Raw genomic sequence first — 22,612 nt, 5'->3', positions numbered from 1 at the left:
AGGCGCTTTTCGTTGTGGACTCAAACGCTTAGCCGACCCACTTGCGCGCATTGCGGAACATGCGCATCCATGGCGACTCGTCCGGCCAGGTCTCCGGCGCCCACGAGTGCACGACGGTGCGGAACACGCGCTCGCCGTGCGGCATCATGGCGGTGAAGCGGCCGTCCTCGGTCGTCACGGCGGTCAGGCCGCCCGGCGAGCCGTTCGGGTTGAACGGATAGGTCTCGGTGGCCTGGCCGCGGTTGTCGATGTAGCGCATCGCCTTCACCACGCCATTCAAATCGCCGGTCAGCGAGAAGTCGGCGAAGCCTTCGCCGTGGGCGATGGCGATCGGGGCCTGGGTGCCCGCCATGCCGGCAAAGAAGATCGACGGCGAATCCAGCACCTCGACCATGCCGAAGCGCGCTTCGAACTGTTCCGACTTGTTGCGGGTGAACTTCGGCCAGGCGTGCGCGCCCGGGATGATCGACTTCAGGTTGCTCAGCATCTGGCAGCCGTTGCAGACGCCCATGCCGAAGGTATCCTGGCGCGCAAAGAACTTCGCGAACTGGTCCGCCAGCTGCGGATTGAACAGGATGGTCTTGGCCCAGCCTTCGCCCGCGCCCAGCACGTCGCCGTAGGAGAAGCCGCCCACCGCGATGATGCCCTTGAAGTCATCCAGCTTGGCGCGGCCCGCGATCAGGTCGCTCATGTGCACGTCGATGGCCGCGAAGCCCGCTTCGTGCATGGCCCAGGCCGTCTCGATGTGCGAGTTGACGCCCTGCTCGCGCAGGATCGCCACGCGCGGACGCACGCCAGTCGCGATGAATGGCGCCGCCACGTTGTCGCGCAGGTCGAACGTCACGACCGGGGTCATGCCCGGATCGCTTTCGTCCAGCAGGCGGTCGTATTCCTGGTCGACGCAATCCGGATTGTCGCGCAGGCGCGCGATGCGCCAGCTGGTCTCGCTCCACAGGCGGTGCAGCTCGCTGCGCTTCTCGCTATAGATCACCTTGGCGTCGCGGGTGAATTCGATCACGCCACGGTCGTTCAGCTTGCCGATGATGTGGCTGCAGGCGCCCAGGCCCAGCTCGCGCAGGACCGCCATCACGGCCTGCTTGTCGTCTGCCTTCACCTGCAGCACGGCGCCCAGCTCCTCGCTGAACAGCGCGCGCAGGGTCATCTCGTTGCGGCGCTCGCCCACCTGGGAGGTCCAGTTCTTGGCGTCGCCCCAGTCGGAAGCGTGCTCGCCCTCCATGGTCAGGATGTCGAGGTTGACGGACACGCCGGCGCGGCCGGCGAAGGCCATCTCGGCCAGGGTGGCATACAGGCCGCCGTCCGAACGGTCGTGGTAGGCCAGCAGCTTGCCTTCGCGGTTCAAGCGCTGGATGGCGTTGAAGAAGGCCTTCAGGTCTTCCGGTGCATCGACGTCGGGCACGCTGTCGCCGATCTGCTGGGTCACCTGGGCCAGGGCGGAGGCACCGAGACGGTTCTTGCCGCGGCCAAGGTCGACCAGCACCAGTGCGGTGTCGCCCAGATCGGTGCGCAGCTGCGGCGTCAGCGAACGACGCACGTCCGGCACTGGCGCAAAGGCCGAGACGATCAGCGACACCGGCGAGATAACGGACTTGTTGCTACCGTCGTCGTTCCAGGTGGTGCGCATCGACAGCGAATCCTTGCCGACCGGGATCGACACGCCCAGCGCTGGGCACAGCTCCATGCCCACCGCCTTCACCGTATCGAACAGGGCGGCGTCCTGGCCCGGCTGGCCGCAGGCCGCCATCCAGTTGGCCGACAGCTTGATGTCGGAGATGTCGTCGATCGCCGCGGCGGCGATGTTGGTGATCGCCTCGCCCACGGCCATGCGGCCCGATGCGGCGGCGTTGATCACGGCCAGCGGGGTGCGCTCGCCCATCGCCATCGCTTCGCCCACGAAGCCGTCGTAGGACATCGCGGTGACGGCGCAGTCGGCGACCGGCACCTGCCATGGGCCGACCATCTGGTCGCGCACGGTCATGGCGCCCACGGTGCGGTCGCCAATGGTGATCAGGAAGGATTTGTCGGCGACGGTTGGCAGCAGCAGTACGCGGCGCGCGGCTTCCACCAGTTCGATGCCGGTCAGGTCGATGGCCGGGAACTGGTAAGTCACGTGCTCGACGTCGCGCAGCATCTTCGGCGGCTTGCCGAGCAGGACGTCCATCGGCATGTCGACGGGATTGTTGCCCGCCAGCGGGTCAATCACCTTCAGCTGGCGTTCCTCGGTCGCGGTGCCAACCACCGCGTACGGGCAGCGCTCGCGCTCGCAGATCGCGGCGAACTTGTCGAGGTCCATCGGCGCGATCGCCAGCACGTAGCGCTCCTGCGATTCGTTGGACCAGATCTCCTTCGGCGCCATGCCCGACTCTTCGAGCGGGACCTTGCGCAGGTCGAAAATTGCACCGCGCTTGGCGTCGTTGACGATTTCCGGGAAGGCGTTCGACAGGCCGCCCGCGCCCACGTCGTGGATCGAGATGATCGGATTGTCCGCGCCCATCTGCCAGCAGCCGTTGATGACTTCCTGGGCGCGGCGTTCCATTTCCGGGTTGCCGCGCTGGACCGAGTCGAAGTCCAGGTCGGCGGTGTTGGTACCGGTCGCCATCGAGGACGCGGCCGAGCCGCCCATACCGATGCGCATGCCCGGGCCGCCTAGCTGGATCAGCAGGCTGCCGACCGGGATTTCGTCTTTGTGGGTGTGCTCGCTTGAAATGTTGCCGATGCCGCCCGCGATCATGATCGGCTTGTGGTAGCCGTACACGTTGCCGGCGGCGCCGACGTTCTGTTCATAGGTACGGAAGTAACCGCCCAACACCGGACGGCCGAATTCGTTGCTGAAGGCGGCGCCGCCGATCGGGCCGTCGATCATGATCTGCAGCGGCGAGGCGATGCGTTCCGGCTTGCCGTACACCGCATCCACCAGGCCGGCTTCGCCCTTGGTCACGTCGCTCGCGTTCTCCCACGGACGCCGGGCGCCGGGGATCAGCAGGTTCGACACGGTAAAGCCGGTCAGGCCGGCCTTCGGCTTGGCGCCGCGGCCGGTCGCGCCTTCGTCGCGGATCTCGCCGCCGGCGCCGGTCGAGGCGCCCGGGAACGGGGAAATCGCAGTCGGGTGGTTGTGGGTCTCGACCTTCATCAGGATGTGCACCAGTTCCGTCGACGGGCCGTATTCCTGCCCCAGGCGCGGGAAGAAGCGGGTCACGGTAGCGCCCTCGATGATCGAGGAGTTGTCGCTGTAGGCGACCACGGTGCCGCGGGGTTGAAGCTGGTGCGTGTTCTTGATCATACCGAACAGCGACTTGTCCTGCTTCACGCCATCGATGATCCAGTCCGCGTTGAAGATCTTGTGGCGGCAGTGTTCCGAGTTCGCCTGGGCGAACATCATCAGCTCGACGTCGGTCGGATTACGCTGGGCGCGGGTGAAAGCCTCGTGCAGGTAGTCGATCTCGTCGGTCGACATCGCCAGGCCCAGCTCCGTATTCGCACGCACCAGCGCTTCGCGGCCCTGGCCAAGCACGTCCACGGTCTCGAGCGGACGGCCTTCGAGTTCGTCGAACAGGCGCTGCGCCTGGTCGGCGCTGCGCAGCACGGTTTCGGTCATGCGGTCGTGCAGCAGGCTTGCCACGGCCGCGATCTCGTCGTCCGCCAGCTTCTTCGGGGCGCCGATGCCGGTGCCGAGGATGCCGCCCTTGAGCACGACGGTGTAGCCGACGCCACGCTCGATGCGGTGCACGTGCGCCATGCCGCAGTTGTGGGCGATGTCGGTGGCCTTCGAGGCCCACGGCGAGATCGTGCCCAGGCGCGGGATCACGAAGAACTCCTCGCTCACACCTTCGTACAGCGTCTCGGCGGCCGGCTCACCATAGGTCAGCATGGCGGCGAGGCGCTCGGTATCCTCAGTGCTCAGCGGCGCACTGGCGTCGATGAAGTGGTAGAAGCGTGCCTGGACTGCGGCGATCGACGGGGCGACGGCTTGGAGCTGCGACAGGAGGCGTTGGCTACGAAAGGCGGAAAGGGCGTTGGAACCCGGCAGAATCAACATGGCTGAGAAGTTGGTTGATGCAGCGTAGCTGCTAGGGTGGAAGATAGCCCGCCATTATACAGTGTTGCAGTGCAGCGTTGCATTCCCGTCAGGGTTCACCTTGTAGAACGGACATTTCTTGATCCTGCAGGAACTTATCGGTATTGTAAGGGCTACATAATGACACTCGGTGCGTACGCACTTCACGAGGAACGGAGCACATGCAAGAGAACGCCAACCTGTCGGTCCTGATCGTCGATCCCAACCAGGGGATGCGCGGCAGCCTGCAAAACATGCTGAACCAGACCGGCATTACGAAAGTCGAGTCGGCGATCAATGCCAGCACCGCGATCAAGCAGCTGGCCAAGCGCAGCTACGACATCATCCTCTGCGAGTACGACCTGGGCGGCCCGTCCGGCGACGGCCAGGACGGCCAGCAGCTCCTGGAAGACCTGCGCCACCACCGATTGATCACGGCCTCGACCATCTTCATCATGCTTACCTCCGAGGGCGTGTACGACAAGGTGGTCAGCGCGGCCGAGCTGACCCCGACCGACTACGTGCTCAAGCCTTTCACCGTCGAGATGCTCAGCACCCGCATCAAGCGCGCGCTGGAACGCCGCACCGCCCTGCTCCCGGTCTGGCAGCTGGCGGCGCAAGGCAAGCCGGTCGACGCCATCCGCGCCTGCGCCACCGCGGCGATTGCCAGCCCGCGCTACGCGCTCGATTTCCTGCGCCTGAAGGCCGAGCTGCACGTGTCGGTCGGCGAGCATGCCCAGGCCGGGTCGATCTACCGCGACGTGCTGGCGGAGCGCCCGCTGGGCTGGGCAGGCCTCGGGTTGGCGCGCACCATGGTCGCGCAGGGCCAGTTCGAGGACGCGCGCGACACGCTGGAGCAGCTGGTGCAGGCCAATCCGCGCCTGATGGCGGCCTACGACCTGCTGGCGCGCTGCCACGAGCAGCTGGGCGCTTCGAACGATGCGCAGAAAGTGCTGGAAGAAGCGGTCTCGATCTCGCCGCACATGGTGCGCCGCCTGCGCAAGCTCGGCGAAGTCGCCATGGAAAACGGCGACGCGGAAGCGGCCGAGAAATCCTTCAAGCAGGTGGTCACCAAGGCGCGCTACTCGGAATTTCGCAATCCCGAAGACCACGTCAACCTGGTCAAGGCCCTGGTCACCCGCGGCGACGTCACCGGCGCCGGCGGCGTGATCCGCGACCTGGAACGCTCGATGCGCGGCAACGCCAACGTCGACGCCTGCAAGGCCTATTCGAACGCCCTGCTGCAGGAAAAAATGGGCAATGTCAGCGCCGCCGTGGCGGAACTCTCGAACGCGGTCAGCGCGGCGCGCACCAGCAGCGGGCTGTCCTCGAACCTGAAGATCGGACTGGCCCAGGCCTGCCTGGAGCATCAGCTCGACGAGCAGGCTTCCAGCGTCATGATGACCGTCATGCACGACACCGCCAGCCAGGTGTCGGTGGACCAGGCGATGGGCGTGTTCGTGCGCGCCGGCCGTCCCGACCTGGCCGACGGCATGGGCCAGCAGCTGCGCGCCCAGGCCCAGATCCTGCTCGGGGTGGCGGATGAGAAGCGCAATATGGGCGACGTACGCGGCGCCGTCCAGACCTTGCTCGAGGCGCTGCATATGGCGCCGGGAAATCTGCAGGTGATGGTGGCGGTGGCGGGCGGCATCCTGCGCCAGGTGAACGAACTGGGCTGGGATCACACGCTCAGCGAAGTGGCCGCCGAACAGATCGAGCGGCTGCGTGCAATCGACCCGGCGCATCCACGCCTGGCTGCACTGAACGAAGAATTCCAGCAGGCCAAACGCAAGTACGGTATCTCGACCTGAAGCTGATTGCAGCGCTGCAACCAGGACTTGCGCCTGCGCGCATTCCCATTGCATTCGCGCAAACCCTGGCTGCACTGAACGAAGAATTCCAGCAGGCCAAACGCAAGTACGGTATCTCGACCTGAAGCTGATTGCAGCGCTGCAACCAGGACTTGCGCCTGCGCGCATTCCCATTGCATTCGCGCAAACGTAGACTGCGGGCTCCACATACAAGGAGATCCGCAATGAACACTACCGCTGTCTACGCTTCCATGCCCTCGGCCACGCCTGCCGCATCCGAACTTGGTCTTACCCTGCTGCGCGGCGCGCTCGGGCTCATGTGGATCGCCCACGCGCTGCTCAAACTCCTGGTCTTCACGCTGCCCGGCACGGCCCAGTTTTTCGCCAGCGTCGGCTTCCCGGGCTGGATGGCCTACCCGGTCTTCGTGCTGGAACTGGCCGGCGGCATTGCCCTGCTGCTCGGGATCTATGCGCGCCAGGCGGCGCTGCTGCTGGTCCCGGTAATGGTCGCCGCCGCCTGGGTGCACCTGCCGAATGGCTGGGTCCACACCAGCGCCGGCGGCGGCTGGGAGTATCCGGTCTTTCTCGTCGTGGCCTCGCTCGCGCTGTGGCTGGGCGGCGACGGCGCCTGGACCCTGCGCCGCAGCGGGCGTTTCGTGCCGGGCGCCTGAAGCGGGGCGCGTTACCTCAGCCTTGCTCGAAGATGCAGCCGACGTAGGCGACTGTGATCTTCTGCAGGCGGCTGGTCTGGCCGATCTCGCCGGGAAAGCGCTGCGCGGTCGCCGTTGCGCAAACGTCCTCGCGTTCGCGCAGGCGTTCGATGCAGGCGCTTTCGCTCAATCCGAACTTGTTGCGCGCGCAGCTTTTCTCCAGACGCCCGGCGAGTTCCTCCAGCAGCGTGGCGTCGACGCCGGATGCATGTAGCGCCGCGTCGAGCGCCGCCACGCCCGGTACCATGTCTTCGTGTTCGGTCGCAGCGCTGACTTCCTCCGCGGTTCCGCGGCGCTCGAGATACGAGTTCGCGCCCCAGCCGAAGGCCAGCAGCGGGATCGCGAGAATGAGCCAACCCAGCTGCCTGCCTGGCCGCAAGGCGATCTGCGCCTTGTGCGCGGGGCGCGCAGGCACCGGTTCCCGGCCGTTGACCTTGGCATAGCACACCAGGCAGCTGGGGCATTGCCAGTCCGGGTTGGAGGCATCGAGCGGACGCACATGGCTGCACTTCGGGCAAATCACTCGCATGGAAAGCCCGGGTCGAACGAACGGAGCGCAAGTCTAGCAAGCGAATGCCCTGTCAAAAGACGTCAATTCTCACGGCCGGCGCAAAACAGCGGCGGCCCAATCAAGCCTCAGAGAACGACGCTCAGGCGTCCTTCGGGTGTCCGAATCCGCCGCCGCCCGGCGTCTCGATCACGAACACATCGCCCGCCGCCATACCGACCTTGCCGATGTGGCCCAGCGCTTCCACGCTACCGTCCGCACGCACGACCGTGTTGCGTCCGCGCGCGGCCGGTTCGCCGCCCGCCATGCCGAAGGGCGCATGGATGCGGTTGTTCGACAGGATCGCCGCCGTCATCGGCTCCAGGAAGCGGACCTTGCGCACACCGCCGTTGCCGCCGTGCCAGCGCCCGGCGCCGCCCGAGCCCTGGCGAATCTCGTAGCTCTCCAGGCGCACAGGGAAGCGGAACTCGAGGATCTCCGGATCGGTCAGGCGCGAATTGGTCATGTTGGTCTGGACCACGTCGGTGCCGTCGAAGCCCTCGCCCGCTCCCGAGCCGCCCGAGATGGTTTCGTAGTACTGGTAGCGTGCATTCCCGAAAGTGAAGTTGTTCATCGTTCCCTGGCTGGCCGCCATCACGCCCAGTGCGCCATACAGCGCATTGGTGATGCAGGTCGAGGTCTCGACGTTGCCCGATACGACCGAGGCCGGATAGTGCGGGTTCAGCATCGAGCCCGGCGGGATGATCACCTTGAGCGGCTTGAGGCAGCCGCCGTTCAGCGGAATCTCATCGTCGACCAGCGTGCGGAACACGTACAGCACCGCCGCCATGCACACGCTCGAGGGCGCGTTGAAGTTGTTCGGCAGCTGGCCGGAGGTGCCGGTGAAATCGACCTCCGCGCTGCGCCTTAGGCGGTCGACGCGGATCGCCACCTCGATGCGCGCGCCGTTGTCCAGATCGTAGCTGTAGTGGCCGTCCCTCAGCGCCGAGATCACGCGCCGCACCGCTTCCTCGGCGTTGTCCTGCACGTGCCCCATATAGGCGCGCACGACGTCCAGACCGAAATGGGCCACCATCTTGTGCAGCTCTTCGACACCCTTCTGGTTCGCCGCCACCTGGGCGCGCAGGTCGGCCATGTTCTGGTCCGGGTTGCGCGCCGGGTAGCGCGCGCCCGTCAGCAAGGCCCGCGTTTCCTGCTCGCGCAGCACGCCGTCAATGCCGTCGACCAGCTTGAAATTGTCGATCAGGACGCCCTCCTGCTCGATGTGGTCCGAGTCCGGCGGCATCGATCCAGGCGTGGTGCCGCCGATGTCCGCATGGTGGCCGCGCGAGCCGACGTAAAAGAGGATCTCGCGACCGGCTTCGTCGAACACGGGCGAGATCACGGTCACGTCCGGCAGGTGGGTACCGCCGTTATACGGGTCGTTCAGCACGTAGACGTCGCCCGCTTTCATTTGGCCCGCGTTCTTGCGCATCACGGTCTTGATGCTCTCGCCCATCGAGCCCAGGTGCACCGGCATGTGCGGTGCATTGGCGACCAGGTTGCCGTCGGCGTCGAAGATCGCGCAGCTGAAGTCGAGGCGCTCCTTGATGTTCACCGAGTAGGCCGTGTTCTGCAGGCGCAGGCCCATCTGCTCGGCGATCGACATGAACAGGTTGTTGAAGATTTCCAGCATCACCGGGTCGGCCGTGGTGCCGATGGCGCGCCGCTCGGGCAGCGCCTCCACGCGGCGCAGCATTAGGTGATTGTATGGCGTCACCTGCGCCTGCCAGCCCTGCTCCACGACCGTGGTCGCATTCGCTTCAGCGATGATGGCCGGACCGCGCACGATGTCGCCTGGTCGAATGGCGTCGCGCAGGAACACACCGGTATCGACCCAGGCGCCGCCACTGAACATGCGCACCTGCTCGCCCGCCATTGGCTGGGCGCCGCCAGAGGTGGCCTGCGCCTGTGCTTCGGCTGGCGCGTCGGAGTGCCCGATGGCTTCCACCGACACCGCCTCGACCACCAGCCCACGCGAGGGCATCAGGAAGGAGTAACGGCGCTTGTAGGCCTGCTCGAAGGCAGCCTGCATGGCATCCACGTCAGCGAAAGGCACGACGATGGCCGAATCGGTCCCTTCGTAGCGCAGGTGCACGCGCTGCACCAGTTCGATCCTTGCCGCATCCACGCCCTGCCCCAGCAGCTGGTCGCGCGCCTTGGTCCCCAGCGCCGCCAGCCGTGTGGCGAGCGCCTTGCTGCCGGCGTCTTTCAGGCGCTGTTCGACTGCCTGCTCGCGCATCGCGGTCTGGTCGGCCAGGCCCATGCCGTAAGCCGAGAGCACACCCGCAAGCGAGTGGATGAACACCGTCTTCATGCCCAGCGCATCGGCAACCAGGCAGGCGTGCTGGCCGCCGGCGCCGCCGAAGCTGGTCAGCGCGTACTCGGTGACGTCGTGGCCGCGCTGCACCGAGATCTGCTTGATCGCGTTGGCCATGTTGCCAACTGCGATCTGGATGAAGCCTTCGGCCACCGCTTCCGGCGTCGGAACGCTGCCAGTGGCCTCGCCGATTTGCTGCGCCATCGCGGCGAAGCCGGCGCGCACCGCGTCCAGGTCCAGCGGCTCGTCGCCGCCTTTGCCGAACAGGCGCGGGAAGTGCTGCGGCTGGATCTTGCCGAGCATGACGTTGCAGTCGGTGACCGCGAGCGGGCCGCCGCGACGGTAGCTGGCCGGGCCGGGATTGGCGCCGGCGCTGTCGGGTCCCACGCGGTAGCGGGTGCCGTCGAAATGCAGGACCGAGCCGCCGCCGGCGGCCACGGTGTGGATGCTCATCATCGGCGCGCGCATCCGCACACCGGCCACCTGGGTCTCGAACACCCGCTCGAACTCTCCCGAGAAATGCGAGACGTCGGTCGAGGTGCCGCCCATGTCGAAGCCGATCACGCGCTCGAACCCGGCCAGCCGGCTGGCGCGCACCATGCCGACGATGCCGCCCGCCGGGCCGGACAGGATGCTGTCCTTGCCCTGGAAGGCGCGTGCATCGGTCAGGCCGCCGCTCGACTGCATGAACTGCAGGTTCACGCCCGGCAGTTCGCCGGCGACCTGGTCGACGTAGCGGCGCAGGATGGGCGACAGGTAGGCGTCGACCACCGTGGTGTCGCCGCGCGCCACCAGCTTCATCAGGGGGCTGACTTCGTGCGACACCGAGACCTGTGAATAGCCGATCTCGCGCGCGATGCGGGCCGTGGCCGCTTCGTGGGAGCTGTAGCGGTAGCCATGCATGAAGACGATGGCGATCGAGCGCACACCGCGCGCGAAAGCCTGCTGCAGCGCGGCGCGGGTGGCGGCTTCGTCCAGCGGCTGCACCACGTCGCCGTGAGCGCCCATGCGCTCGTCGATCTCGACGACGTCCGCATACAGCAGCTCGGGCAGCACGATGTGGCGGTCGAACAGGCGCGGACGGTTCTGGTAGGCGATACGCAGGGCATCGCGAAAGCCCCGCGTGATCGCCAGCACGGTCGGCTCGCCCTTGCGCTCCAGCAGCGCGTTGGTGGCGACCGTGGTGCCCATCTTGACGGCTTCCACCTGCGCCACCGGGACCGGCTCGCCGTCCGCAAGACCCAGCAGGTAGCGGATGCCGGCCACCGCCGCGTCGCGGTACTGCTCGGGGTTCTCCGACAGCAGCTTGTGCGTCACCAGCTGCCCGTCCGGCTTGCGCGCCACGATATCGGTGAAGGTGCCGCCGCGGTCGATCCAGAACTGCCAATCCATGTAAATACCCCTGCGCTGCTTCTGAAACGACTATTGTAGTCCGGCCGCGCGACCGTTTTGGCGAAAATGCATGACAATACCTTCATGAATACCGACCTCTACTCCGTCGCGCAGCTGCGCGAGATCGAGCGGGCTGCCTATGCTGGAGTGGAGCCCGGCACGCTCATGCGCCGCGCCGGCGAAGCCGCCGCCCGCTTCGCCCTCGAACTGCTGGGCGAGCGGCGCGACCGCCCGGTGCTGCTCTTGGCCGGCCCCGGCAACAATGGCGGCGACGCGCTCGAGATGGCGGCCATCCTGGCCGATGCCGGCGTCGATGCCACCGTGCTGCATCTGCCGGGCCAGCGCGAGACTACGGACGAAGCGGCCAGCGCCCACGAGCGCGCCCGCGCGGGCACCGTCGGCTTCATCGACATGCTGCCGCCGGACGCCGACTGGGCCCTGGTGGTCGACGGCCTGTTCGGCATCGGCCTCACGCGCCCTCTCGACGGTGAATACCGCGAGCTGGTGGCCTCGCTCGACAGCCTGCGCTGCCCGATCCTGGCGCTTGACGTACCGAGCGGGCTGGATGCCGATACCGGCGCCGTGATCGGCCCGGACGGCATCGCAGTGCGCGCCACCCACACAATTACCTTCCTCGCCGACAAACCTGGGCTGCATACGGCTGATGGCCGCGACCACGCAGGCCAGGTGCAGGTGGAAGCGCTCGGCGTCTCACCCGAACTGCTGCCGGCGCCGGCGGCGCGCCTCGCGTCGGCCGACGTATTCGCCGGGCGCCTTTCGGCACGCCGCCACAACACCCACAAGGGCAGCTTCGGCGACGTGGCCATCGTCGGCGGCGCCCATGGCATGGCCGGGGCGGCGGTGCTGGCCGCGCGCGGCGCCATGTATGCGGGCGCCGGCAGGACCTTCGTCGCCATGCTCGATCCCGGCCCTGGCTACGACAGTGTCCAGCCCGAGATCATGTTCCGGCTCGCGGACGACTTCGATCACGCGGGCCGCACACTGGTGATCGGGCCCGGCATGGGCGGCTCCGCCAACGCGATGCGCCCGCTGGCCAAGGCGCTCGGCAGCGACAGCCCCCTCGTGATCGACGCCGACGCCATCAACCTGATCGGCGCCAGTCCGGATCTTCTGGGCCGACTTGCCGGGCGCAGCGCCCCCGCCATCCTGACCCCGCACCCGCTGGAAGCCGCGCGCCTGCTCGGCACGACGGCGGCCGTGATCCAGGCCGACCGCCTGGCGTCGGCGCGCGAGATGGCCCTGCGCAGCAATGCGACGGTGATCCTGAAGGGCTCCGGCTCGGTCATTGCGCACCCCGACGGCGCGCTCCTGATCAACCCGACCGGGAACGCCGGCCTGGCGACGGCGGGCAGCGGGGATGTTTTGGCGGGGATCTGCGGCGCACTGCTCGCGCAAGGCTGGCCGGCATGGGAAGCGGCGGCAGGCAGCGCCTGGATCCATGGCGCCGCGGCGGACCTGCTGGTGGCCCACGGCGTCGGACCGATCGGCATGACGGCGGGTGAATTACCCGCGGCGGCGCGGGCGGTGCTGAACCTGCTGGTGCTGGAGTCGGCGCGGACTTAGGCCAGGCGGCCCGCGGAGATCGTGATGGTGCGGCCGCAGCGCGCCGCCATCGCCGGATCGTGCGTGACCAGCACAAGGGTCGATCCGCGCTCGCGGTTCAGTTCGAACATCAGCCCGATGATCGATTCGCCGGTGGCGGCATCGAGGCTGCCGGTCGGTTCGTCCGCGAACAGCAGCGGCGGCTCGGTAACGAAGGCACGCGCCAGCGCGACGCGTTGCTGCTCGCCACCCGACAGGTATTTCGGATAGTGGCGCAGGCGGCTGCCCAGGCCGACCCGTCCCAGCATCGCCTCGGCCTTGGCACGGGCGTCGCCGTCGCCGCGCAGTTCGAGCGGCAGCATCACGTTCTCGACCGCGTTCAGGTGGGCCAGCAGCTGGAAGGACTGGAACACGAAGCCCAGCTTGGCCTTGCGGAAGGCGGCGCGGCCGTCCTCATCGAGCGCGAAGATGTCGGTACCATCGAGCAGCACCTTGCCTTCGGAAGGCGTGTCGAGGCCGGCCAGCAGGCCGAGCAGGGTCGACTTGCCCGAGCCCGAAGCCCCGACGAGCGCGAGCGTCTCAGCCGGTTGCACGGTAAAATCGATGTTTTGCAGGATGGTGAGTTCGCCGCTGGCGTCCGCCACCCGCTTCGACAGGCCGCTGACGGCGATGGCCGGGGTACGGACATCCGGCGTCCCTGCCGCATCATTGGCCAGACCGTTCTTGTACGCCTCGGGATAATCTCGCATGCTAGCTATTCTGAAAAAGTTGTTCTTCCTTGCGATGCTGGCAGCATCGGCGAGCGCCTATTCTGCACCAAAAACCGTACTCGTGGTGGGAGACAGCCTGTCGGCGGAATACGGCATCACGCGCGGCACCGGCTGGGTGGCACTGCTCGAACAGAAGCTCAAGCGCGAGAAGATTCCGGCCAGGATCGTCAACGCCAGCGTCAGCGGCGAGACCACGATCGGCGGTCGCACCCGCCTGCCCGCCCTGCTGGAGCAGCACAAGCCGGACATCGTGGTCCTAGAACTCGGCGCCAACGACGGCCTGCGCGGCCTGCCGGTGGCCTCGGCCGAAGGCAACCTGCGCGCGATGGTGAGCATGGCGCAGCAGAAGAACGCGAAGGTGATGCTGGTCGGGATGCGCATGCCGCCCAACTACGGCCGTGCCTACACGGAGAGCTTCTTCAACATGTTCAAGAAGGTCTCCCTGGACACCAAGTCGCCGCTGGTGCCCTTCATGCTGGAAGGCGTGGCCGACAAGCCGGCCCTGTTCCAGCAGGACCGCCTGCATCCGCTCGCCGCCGCCCACCCGATCATCCTGAACAACATCTGGCCGCAATTCGCGCCGCTCGTGAAAAAATAATGAAATACCCTGCCGTCCTGAGTTTCGCCGACATCCTCCCGGAGCTCGACTCCTTCGACACCATCATCGACGCGCGCAGCGAGTCGGAATACGCGCTCGACCGCATCCCCGGCGCGATCAATGCGCCGGTGCTGGACGACGAACAGCGCATTCGCGTAGGCACCCTGTACAAGCAGGTCGGCGCCTTCGAAGCCAAGAAGGTCGGCGCGCCGCTGGTCGCCGCCAACATCGCGCGCCATATCGAAGCGCTGTGGGCCGACAAACCGCGCGATTGGAAGCCGCTGGTCTACTGCTGGCGCGGCGGCAACCGCAGCGGCTCGATGGCCCACATCCTGGCCAAGATCGGCTGGCCGGTGGTGCAGCTCGACGGCGGCTACAAGGCCTACCGCGCCCACGTGGCCAGCGCACTGGAGAATCCGCCGGAGCTCGACTTCCGCGTGGTGTGCGGCACAACCGGCAGCGGCAAGAGCCGCCTGCTCGAGACCCTGGACCGCATGGGCGCGCAGGTGCTCGACCTGGAGAAACTGGCGGCGCACCGCGGCTCGGTGCTGGGCCACTTGCCGGACGAGCCGCAGCCAAGCCAGAAGATGTTCGAAAGCCAGATCTGGGACAAGCTGCGTCACTTCGATACGAGCAAGCCGGTGTTCGTGGAATCCGAGAGCAAGAAGGTCGGCAACCTCCGGGTGCCGGATGCCGTGATGGAGCGCATGCGCGCATCGCGCTGCATTTCGCTGTCGCTGTCGCGCGAGAACCGCGTGCGCCTGCTGATGGAAGACTACGATCACTTCTGCAGGAACCCGGACGCCCTCACCAGCCAGCTGGCGCACCTGGTGCAGCTGCATGGCCACGAGAAGATCAAGTCCTGGCACGAGATGGCCAACGGCGGCGCGATGGCGGAGCTGGTGGACCAGCTGCTGGTGGAGCATTACGACCCGGCTTACCTGCGTTCGATCGACCGCAACTTCGTGCAGTTCCCGAAGGCGGAGGTGCTGGAGTTGAAGGACATCGCTGAGGGTGACTTCGAAGCGGCAGCGCGCCGTCTGCACGCCGCTTGAGAGCCGCTCGCCTCGTTCTCACCACCGCAACATAATCCGTCGTCCCGGCGAAGGCCGGGACCCAAGTTCCCATGTATTGCCACGAATGCAGGCGTTCTCACGGTGCACCGGCATTGGATCCCGGCCTGCGCCGGGATGACGTGCTAGGGTAACGGAACGAATCGGGCGCAAGCGTCGGATCAAGCACAAAAAAACAAAAAGCCCGGCTGCTCACACAGCCGGGCTTTTTTACATGCCTCTACCGCTTACTCGGTCTTCGCGCCCAGCTGCGATGGGGTCACGTTGATCTTCGACTTGGCCTTGACCTTCAGCGCCTCGACGAAGTTGAACATCTCGGCCTGGCCCATCATGCCGGCGATGGTCTGCGCTTCCTGCTTGCGGCGGTTCGCGTCCGGTGCGGCCGGTTGCGACACCTTGCCGATGCGGTACACGCCATAGCCCTGGCCTGGAATCTCCACGCCCACATAGGCCGGCAGCTTGCTCGCATCCGCCTTCAGCACTGCGAGGGCCGCGGTCGGGTTGATGGTCGGTTCCTTGGTGCGCGACACCAGCTTCGCTTCGCCGAAGCCGGTCGCATCGCCCGATGCCTTGGCGGCGTTCAGCTTCTGCTCACCGGCGGCGCGCGCCAGGCGGGCTGCTTCCTCGATCGTCACGCGCTGGCGGATCTGGGCGTCGACTTCAGCCAGCGGACGCTTCGCTGCAGGCTTGAACTCGACCACGCGGCCCGAGATCAGCACGCTCGGCGACACTTCCACGGCTTCGGTGTTGCGCTTGTTCTTGACGGCGTCCACGCCGAAAATCGCGGCCAGGAACTTCTCGTTGTTGAACGGCGCCTGGGCCAGCTGCGGGCTCGGCTTGCGGGTCAGGTTGTCGACGGTCTCGATCTTCAGGCCCAGCTTGTCGGCCACCGGTTTCAGGCTCTCCGACTGCTCGTACACCATGTTGGTGAAGATCTCGGCCATCTCCGAATACTTCTTCGACATCTTCTGCTTCTTTAGGTCGGCGGCGATCTCGTCCTTCGCGGCGTCCAGCGGCTTTTGCTGGGCTGCCTTGAGCGAGGTGAGCTTGATGATGTGGTAGCCGAACTCCGACTGCACCACGCCGCTCGTTTCGCCTTCCTTCAACGCGTAGATCACGTCTTCCACCGGCTTGACGAAAGCGCCCTTCTCGACCACGCCCAGGTCGCCGCCGGACGGGGCCGAGCCCGGGTCCTGCGAATTGGCCTTCGCGATCTCGGCGAAATTCGCCGGGTTCTTGCGCACCTCGGCCAGCAGGCTTTCCGCCTTGGCTTTGGCTGCCGCCTGGTCGGCCGGCTTGGCGTCGCGCGCCACCGTGATCAGGATGTGGCTGGCGGTACGCTGTTCCGGCGTGGTGTAGGTCTTGAGGTTCTTGTTGTAGTAGTCGGTGACTTCGGCATCGGTCACCTGCACCTGGCTGGCGACGGCGTCGGCGTCGAACACGACGTACTCGGCCTTGACCTGTTCCGGAATCGTGAACAGGGCGGCGTTCTTGTCGTAATAGGCCTTGACCATCGCGTCGGTGAGCTTCACCTGCGGCAAGAACTGGGCGATCGGGAACACCATCTCCTGGACTTCGCGTTCCTGGTCGTTGATGTCCGACAGGCGGGTGCTCACGCTACGCGGTGCGAAAGCCGTCGCCTGGATCGAGCCAGACAGCTGCTGCACGGTCAGGTCGCGGCGCAGGCGCTGGTCGAACATCGCCGGGGTCATGCCCTGCGCGGCCAGCGCGGCCTTGTACTGCTCCATGTCGAAGCTGCCGTCCGGCTTGCGGAAGGCCTGCACGTCCTGGATGGTCTTGGCCAGCGCGGCGTCGCCCACGGTCATGTGGGTGCGCGCGATCTCGGCGTTGATGGCGCGTTCGGCCACCAGGTTGTTCAGGATCGCCTGCTTGGCTTCCGGGGTCTCGAACATCTTCTGGTCGAACTGCGGACCCATCATCTGGCGCGCCTGGTCGATCTGGCGGCGCTGGGCTTCTTCCCATTCCTGCTGGGTGACCTTCTGGCCGGCCACGGTTGCCACGCCGGCGGCGGCATCGCCGCGGTTCTGGTAGCTCTCGACACCGACGAGCACGAACGACGGCAGGATAATCACGAGCAGCAGACCCTGCATCACGCGCTTGTTATTACGGACAAATTCAAACATGGTCAGCCATTCAAGGTTGAGAATGCTTTAACAGCACAAGTTAAAAAAAAAGGCGAACTCGCGTTCGCCTCTTCTCGTCTTCCGAGACCTTTGCTGGCGTCGGATCTTACTGAATTCTGGCGGAGCGGACGGGGCTCGAACCCGCGACCCCCGGCGTGACAGGCCGGTATTCTAACCAACTGAACTACCGCTCCAGAATCATGTTGTGGACGTTGGCGGAGCGGACGGGGCTCGAACCCGCGACCCCCGGCGTGACAGGCCGGTATTCTAACCAACTGAACTACCGCTCCAACAAACTACACTACATCGCACTGCATTTTCAGCAGCGCCCTCTGCATGTCACTGCAGAGAAGGCATTAGTTTACAGCATCTTTCAGAGCTTTACCAGCCTTAAATTTTGGAACCTTCGCAGCTGCGATCTTGATCGGTTCCTTGGTGCGCGGATCGCGGCCGGTACGTGCGGCGCGTTCGCCCACCGTGAAGGTGCCGAAGCCGACCAGCGTGACGCTGTCGTTGTTCTTCAGCGACTCGGTCACGGCATTGATCATCGCGTCGAGAGCACGCGTGGCCGAGGCCTTGGTAATGTCCGCGGACTTCGCGATTTCTTCGATCAGTTCTGTCTTGTTCACTCTAACCCTCGTTTATACGTTGGACGCCGCAGCGCCTTTCCTGCAAAAGTGCAAGGGCGTATTAAACAAGGGCAACATTGGTCTGTCAAGCAACATCCATGGAGGGTGGGATCAGGTTGCGTGCATGCGTCAATTCAAGGTCCCAACACAAGGCGAAAAAAAACGGGCGCCCGAAGGCGCCCGTCCTATCAATCACTTGATGATCAGTGCTTGACCACCTCGGTCGATGCGTCGGTGCTCGCAGCCGGGGTGACGGCCACGGTCGCGGGCACGTCGGCCAGCGCTTGCGGCTGGCGTTCCAGCGCGACTTCCAGCACCTTCTCGATCCAGCGCACCGGCACGATCTCGAGCTTGTTCTTGACGTTGTCCGGAATCTCGGCCAGGTCCTTCACGTTCTGCTCGGGGATCAGGACCGTCTTGATGCCGCCGCGATGCGCTGCCAGCAGCTTCTCCTTCAGGCCGCCAATCGGCAGGACTTCGCCGCGCAGCGTGATCTCGCCGGTCATCGCCACGTCGGCGCGCACCGGGATACCGGTGAAGGCCGAGACCAGCGCCGTCGTCATGCCGATACCGGCCGACGGACCATCCTTCGGCGTCGCGCCTTCCGGCACGTGGATGTGGATGTCGGTCTTTTCGAAGGCTTCGGCCTTGATGCCGAAACGCTGCGCACGGGAACGCACGACGGTGCGGGCCGCTTCGATCGATTCCTTCATCACGTCGCCCAGGGTACCGGTGCGGATGATGGCGCCCTTGCCCGGCACGTTGACGGCCTCGATCGTGAGCAGGTCGCCGCCGACTTCGGTCCACGCCAGGCCGACCACCTGGCCGATCTGGTTTTCCTTCTCGGCCACGCCGAAGTCGTAGCGGCGCACGCCCAGGAATTTATCCAGGTTCTTGGCGTTCACCAGGATCTTCTTCTCGGCCTTGGTCAGCAGCAGCATCTTGACGACCTTGCGGCAGATCTTCGAGATTTCACGCTCGAGCGAACGGACACCGGCTTCACGGGTGTAGTAGCGGATGATGTCGCGGATCGCCGATTCCTCGACCTTGATCTCGCCTTCCTTCAGGCCGTTGTTCTTGATCTGCTTCGGCAGCAGGTAACGCTGCGCGATGCTGGTCTTCTCGTCCTCGGTGTAACCCGACAGGCGGATCACTTCCATCCGGTCCAGCAGCGCCGGCGGGATGTTGAAGGAGTTCGAAGTCGCCACGAACATCACGTCCGACAGGTCGAAGTCGACTTCGACGTAGTGGTCGCTGAAGGTGTGGTTCTGCGCCGGGTCCAGCACTTCCAGCAGGGCCGAGCTCGGATCGCCGCGGAAGTCCGCGCCCATCTTGTCGATCTCGTCCAGCAGGAACAGCGGATTGCGCACGCCGACTTTCGACAGCGACTGCAGCACCTTGCCCGGCATCGAGCCGATGTAGGTACGGCGGTGACCGCGGATCTCGGCCTCGTCGCGCACGCCGCCGAGCGCCATGCGCACGTACTTGCGGTTGGTGGCGCGGGCGATCGATTCACCCAGCGAGGTTTTACCCACACCCGGAGGACCGACGAAGCACAGGATCGGGGCCTTCAGCTTGTCGACGCGCTGTTGCACCGCGAGGTACTCGAGGATGCGTTCCTTGATCTTGTCGAGGCCGTAGTGATCCGACTCCAGCACCTGCTGGGCTTTCTCGAGGTCGATGGTGACCTTCGACTTCTTCTTCCACGGCAGGCCGACCAGCGTGTCGATATAGTTCCGCACGACAGTGGCTTCGGCCGACATCGGCGACATCATCTTGAGCTTCTTGATTTCGCCCATCGCCTTGTCGAGTGCCTCTTTCGGCATCTTCGCAGCGACGATCTTCTTCTCGAGCTCCTCGATGTCGGCGCCGTCTTCGCCCTCGCCCAACTCTTTCTGGATGGCCTTGACCTGTTCGTTCAGGTAGTACTCGCGCTGCGACTTCTCCATCTGGCGCTTGACGCGGCCACGGATGCGCTTCTCGACCTGCAGGATGTCCAGTTCGCCTTCCAGCTGGCCGAGCAGGTGCTCGAGGCGCTTGGCGACGTTGAAGATCTCCAGGATGACCTGCTTCTGCTCGAGCTTGAGCGGCAGGTGCGCGGCGACAGTGTCAGCCAGGCGGCCGGCGTCGTCGATGCCTGCCAGCGATGCGAGGATCTCCGGCGGGATTTTCTTGTTCAGTTTGACGTACTGGTCGAACTGCTGGACGATGGCGCGGCGCATGGCCTCGACTTCGGAATCGTCACCGATTTCCGATTGCACCGGGGTCAGCTCGGCCGTGAAGTGGGTGGCGCCATCGGTGATCTGGTCGATGCGCGCGCGCTGGGCGCCCTCGACCAGCACCTTTACGGTACCGTCCGGCAGCTTCAGCATTTGCAGAATATTGGCCACGCAGCCGATCTCGTAGATGTCTGCGGCGGAGGGTTCGTCCTTGGCGGCGGCCTTTTGGGCTGCCAGCATGATGCTCTTGCCCTGCTCCATCGCGGCTTCCAGCGCCTTGATGGATTTTGGACGGCCGACGAACAGAGGTATCACCATATGCGGGAACACGACCACATCGCGCAACGGCAGAAGTGGCAGCGTCGTTTGCTCGGTTAATTTCGAAGTTGTCATGGCATACCTTATAGAAACGTGTTGCTGAACTTGGGCGCTCGCAGCTTAAATCTCAAGACCACTGCGAATATATTTTCTAACCGTAACAATTAGGCACTTGGTTATTAATATAGCCGTTCCGATAAAAAACGCGTTTTCAAATGAAAAAGCCACCGCGCAGGGGATCCCGCGAGTGGCTTTTCGATTGAAGCCCGGTTTCTTATTAAGACCTAGTGTACCCTCAAGAATCCGTACGGCAAGACTTTTGTGACAAAAGTGTGGCGCTTTTTCAGTTCTCGCCGGAAGCTTTTGGCGTTTCGCTGTAAATCAGCAAAGGTTTCGCGCCGTTCGTGATCGTATTTTCATCGATCACGACCTTCACGACGTTTTGCTGGCTTGGCAGCTCATACATCACATCCAGCAGCGCGTGCTCGAGAATCGAGCGCAGGCCGCGGGCGCCGGTCTTGCGTGCCAGGGCCTTGCGGGCGATCGCATGCAGGGCCGCAGGACGTATTTCGAGTTCGGAGCCTTCCATTTCAAGCAGCTTCGAGTACTGTTTGATCAGGGCGTTCTTCGGCTCGATCAGGATCTGGATCAAGGCTTCTTCCGTCAGCTCGCTCAGCGTGGCGACGACCGGCAGACGACCGACCAGTTCCGGGATCAGACCGAACTTGATCAGGTCTTCCGGCTCGGCTTCCATCAGGATTTCGCTGTTGGCGCGCTCGGTCTGGCTCTTGACCGTGGCCGCGAAACCGATGCCGCTCTTTTCCGAACGGTTCTGGATGATCTTGGCCAGGCCGTCGAATGCACCGCCGCAGATGAACATGATGTTGGTCGTGTCGATCTGGACGAAGTCCTGGTTCGGATGCTTGCGGCCGCCCTGCGGGGGCACCGAAGCCATCGTGCCTTCGATCAGCTTCAGCAGCGCCTGCTGCACGCCCTCGCCCGACACGTCGCGGGTGATCGACGGATTGTCCGATTTACGCGAAATCTTGTCGATCTCGTCGATGTAGACGATACCGCGCTGGGCCTTCTCGACTTCGTAGTTGCAGCTTTGCAGCAGCTTCTGGATGATGTTCTCGACGTCTTCGCCGACATAGCCGGCTTCGGTCAGCGTGGTCGCGTCGGCGATCACGAAAGGAACGTTGAGCATGCGCGCCAGGGTCTGGGCCAGCAGGGTCTTGCCGGAACCGGTCGGGCCGACGAGCAGGATGTTGCTCTTGGCCAGTTCGACGTCGTCCTTCTTGCCCAAGTGCTTGAGGCGCTTGTAGTGGTTGTACACCGCCACCGACAGGATGCGCTTGGCCGTCTGCTGGCCGATCACGTACTGGTCGAGCAGTTCGGTGATTTCGTGCGGAGTCGGCAGGTCGGACTTGGCGCCCGCCACCGATTCGACGTTCGAGGTCTCGTCGCGGATGATGTCGTTGCACAGGTCGATGCATTCATCGCAGATGAACACCGACGGTCCCGCGATCAGCTTCTTGACTTCGTGCTGGCTCTTTCCGCAGAACGAGCAGTACAGAAGTTTTTCGCCGCTGGAGGATTTTTTGTCAGACATGGGGCAGGTAATTTAATGAATTGCAATGAATATATCGCTAATACGGGTACGCAACAAGTGCGCACACGACCATGCTACCTGAAATAAAAACGAAACGCCCGAACGTAGTTCCGCCCGGGCGTTTTTTGGCAACACCTTGTTGGCTTGGTGTCGACTATTTATGCACGGTTTGTCAGAACGCGGTCGATCATGCCGTACTCGACGGCTTCTTCCGCCGACATGAAGCGGTCGCGGTCGGTATCGCGGTGGATCTGCTCGATGCTCTGGCCGGTGTTGTCGGCCATGATGCGCGCCAGGCGCTCGCGCAGGTACAGGATTTCCTTGGCCTGGATTTCAATGTCCGAAGCCATGCCCTGCGAACCACCGGACGGCTGGTGGATCATGACGCGCGAGTTCGGCAGCGAAAAACGCTTGCCCTTGGCGCCTGCCGCCAGCAGGAAGGCGCCCATCGAAGCCGCCAGGCCGGTGCACAGCGTGGAGACGTCCGGCTTGATGAAGTTCATCGTGTCGAAGATCGCCAGGCCCGCCGAGACGGAACCGCCCGGCGAGTTGATGTACAGCGAAATATCCTTGTCAGGATTCTCGCTCTCCAGGAACAGCAGCTGGGCCACGATCAGGTTGGCCATCTGGTCGTTGACAGGGCCGACCAGGAAGATCACGCGCTCCTTCAGGAGGCGCGAGTAGATGTCATAGGCGCGCTCGCCGCGGCCGCTTTGTTCGACCACCATCGGCACGAGGCCGAGTGCTTGGGTATCCAATGCCGGATTACGAATCATACCTGTCTCGTTCCTTGTAAATAGGGTGAGGACAACTAATCCACAGACAACGTAGGGT

General features: G+C 64.8%; 14 protein-coding genes and 2 tRNA genes. 5 read left to right on the top strand and 11 right to left on the bottom strand.

Features of this window, described 5'->3' with window-relative positions; genetic code table 11:
• Positions 1-28: 28 nt before the first annotated feature.
• Positions 29-4,054 (bottom strand): phosphoribosylformylglycinamidine synthase, encoded by a 4,026-nt coding sequence (gene purL / locus GV068_RS08515; RefSeq protein ID WP_159696913.1) that lies wholly within the window; start codon positions 4,052-4,054, stop codon positions 29-31.
• A 200-nt stretch (positions 4,055-4,254) separates the two neighbouring features.
• On the opposite strand from purL, the gene GV068_RS08510 reads away from it, so the two are divergent.
• Together GV068_RS08510 and GV068_RS08505 are read left to right on the top strand one after the other, a co-directional pair.
• Positions 4,255-5,883, top strand: a complete 1,629-nt coding sequence (locus GV068_RS08510; protein WP_159696912.1) for a tetratricopeptide repeat protein — start codon at positions 4,255-4,257, stop codon at positions 5,881-5,883.
• Between the two features lie 251 nt (positions 5,884-6,134).
• Positions 6,135-6,554 (top strand): DoxX family protein, encoded by a 420-nt coding sequence (locus tag GV068_RS08505; protein WP_229464532.1) that lies wholly within the window; start codon positions 6,135-6,137, stop codon positions 6,552-6,554.
• A 16-nt stretch (positions 6,555-6,570) separates the two neighbouring features.
• On the opposite strand, the gene GV068_RS08500 is transcribed toward GV068_RS08505, so the two are convergent.
• Positions 6,571-7,122 carry a hypothetical protein gene (locus tag GV068_RS08500; RefSeq protein WP_159696910.1) on the bottom strand — a complete coding sequence of 184 codons (552 nt, stop codon included), beginning with the start codon at positions 7,120-7,122 and terminating at the stop codon, positions 6,571-6,573.
• Positions 7,123-7,243: 121 nt separating this feature from the next.
• Positions 7,244-10,852, bottom strand: a complete 3,609-nt coding sequence (locus tag GV068_RS08495; protein ID WP_159696909.1) for a hydantoinase B/oxoprolinase family protein — start codon at positions 10,850-10,852, stop codon at positions 7,244-7,246.
• Positions 10,853-10,936: 84 nt separating this feature from the next.
• Here GV068_RS08495 and GV068_RS08490 point away from each other — a divergent pair, with 84 nt between their 5' ends.
• A complete protein-coding gene (locus tag GV068_RS08490) occupies positions 10,937-12,436 on the top strand; it encodes an NAD(P)H-hydrate dehydratase (RefSeq protein WP_159696908.1) in 1,500 nt (499 codons plus the stop codon).
• Here the strand turns inward: GV068_RS08490 and GV068_RS08485 are convergent.
• Positions 12,433-13,164 carry an ABC transporter ATP-binding protein gene (locus GV068_RS08485; protein ID WP_229463907.1) on the bottom strand — a complete coding sequence of 244 codons (732 nt, stop codon included), beginning with the start codon at positions 13,162-13,164 and terminating at the stop codon, positions 12,433-12,435. The two genes, GV068_RS08490 and GV068_RS08485, sit on opposite strands and share 4 nt — an antisense overlap.
• Here GV068_RS08485 and GV068_RS08480 point away from each other — a divergent pair.
• Both GV068_RS08480 and mnmH read left to right on the top strand, forming a co-directional pair.
• On the top strand, positions 13,163-13,783 hold the full coding sequence (locus GV068_RS08480) for an arylesterase (RefSeq protein ID WP_159696907.1): 621 nt from the start codon (positions 13,163-13,165) through the stop codon (positions 13,781-13,783). The genes GV068_RS08485 and GV068_RS08480 overlap by 2 nt on opposite strands.
• Positions 13,783-14,838 (top strand): tRNA 2-selenouridine(34) synthase MnmH, encoded by a 1,056-nt coding sequence (gene mnmH / locus GV068_RS08475; protein WP_159696906.1) that lies wholly within the window; start codon positions 13,783-13,785, stop codon positions 14,836-14,838. The genes GV068_RS08480 and mnmH overlap by 1 nt, the downstream gene beginning before the upstream one ends.
• Positions 14,839-15,083: 245 nt before the next feature.
• Here mnmH and GV068_RS08470 read toward each other — a convergent pair whose 3' ends face one another.
• The 7 genes from GV068_RS08470 to clpP all read right to left on the bottom strand — a co-directional run bounded on the left by GV068_RS08470 (position 15,084) and on the right by clpP (position 22,554).
• On the bottom strand, positions 15,084-17,000 hold the full coding sequence (locus GV068_RS08470) for a SurA N-terminal domain-containing protein (RefSeq protein WP_159696905.1): 1,917 nt from the start codon (positions 16,998-17,000) through the stop codon (positions 15,084-15,086).
• Between the two features lie 117 nt (positions 17,001-17,117).
• A tRNA-Asp gene (locus GV068_RS08465) sits at positions 17,118-17,194 on the bottom strand.
• A 19-nt stretch (positions 17,195-17,213) separates the two neighbouring features.
• Positions 17,214-17,290: transfer RNA gene (locus GV068_RS08460), tRNA-Asp, on the bottom strand.
• Between the two features lie 66 nt (positions 17,291-17,356).
• Entirely contained in the window at positions 17,357-17,629 is a 273-nt protein-coding gene (locus GV068_RS08455) for an HU family DNA-binding protein (protein ID WP_159696904.1), read from the bottom strand.
• Between the two features lie 203 nt (positions 17,630-17,832).
• Positions 17,833-20,241, bottom strand: coding sequence for an endopeptidase La (lon, locus tag GV068_RS08450; protein WP_159696903.1), 2,409 nt, complete (start codon positions 20,239-20,241; stop codon positions 17,833-17,835).
• Between the two features lie 268 nt (positions 20,242-20,509).
• Positions 20,510-21,778 carry an ATP-dependent Clp protease ATP-binding subunit ClpX gene (gene clpX / locus GV068_RS08445; protein ID WP_159696902.1) on the bottom strand — a complete coding sequence of 423 codons (1,269 nt, stop codon included), beginning with the start codon at positions 21,776-21,778 and terminating at the stop codon, positions 20,510-20,512.
• 158 nt (positions 21,779-21,936) lie between these two features.
• Positions 21,937-22,554, bottom strand: coding sequence for an ATP-dependent Clp endopeptidase proteolytic subunit ClpP (gene clpP / locus GV068_RS08440; protein WP_159696901.1), 618 nt, complete (start codon positions 22,552-22,554; stop codon positions 21,937-21,939).
• Between the last annotated feature and the right edge of the window lie 58 nt (positions 22,555-22,612).

Source organism: Massilia sp. 9I (assembly GCF_902506415.1).
In the GTDB taxonomy this organism is placed as follows: domain Bacteria; phylum Pseudomonadota; class Gammaproteobacteria; order Burkholderiales; family Burkholderiaceae_D; genus Telluria.
Note: the sequence above shows the minus strand (reverse complement) of the source record. Positions and strands in the feature narration are given on the sequence as shown.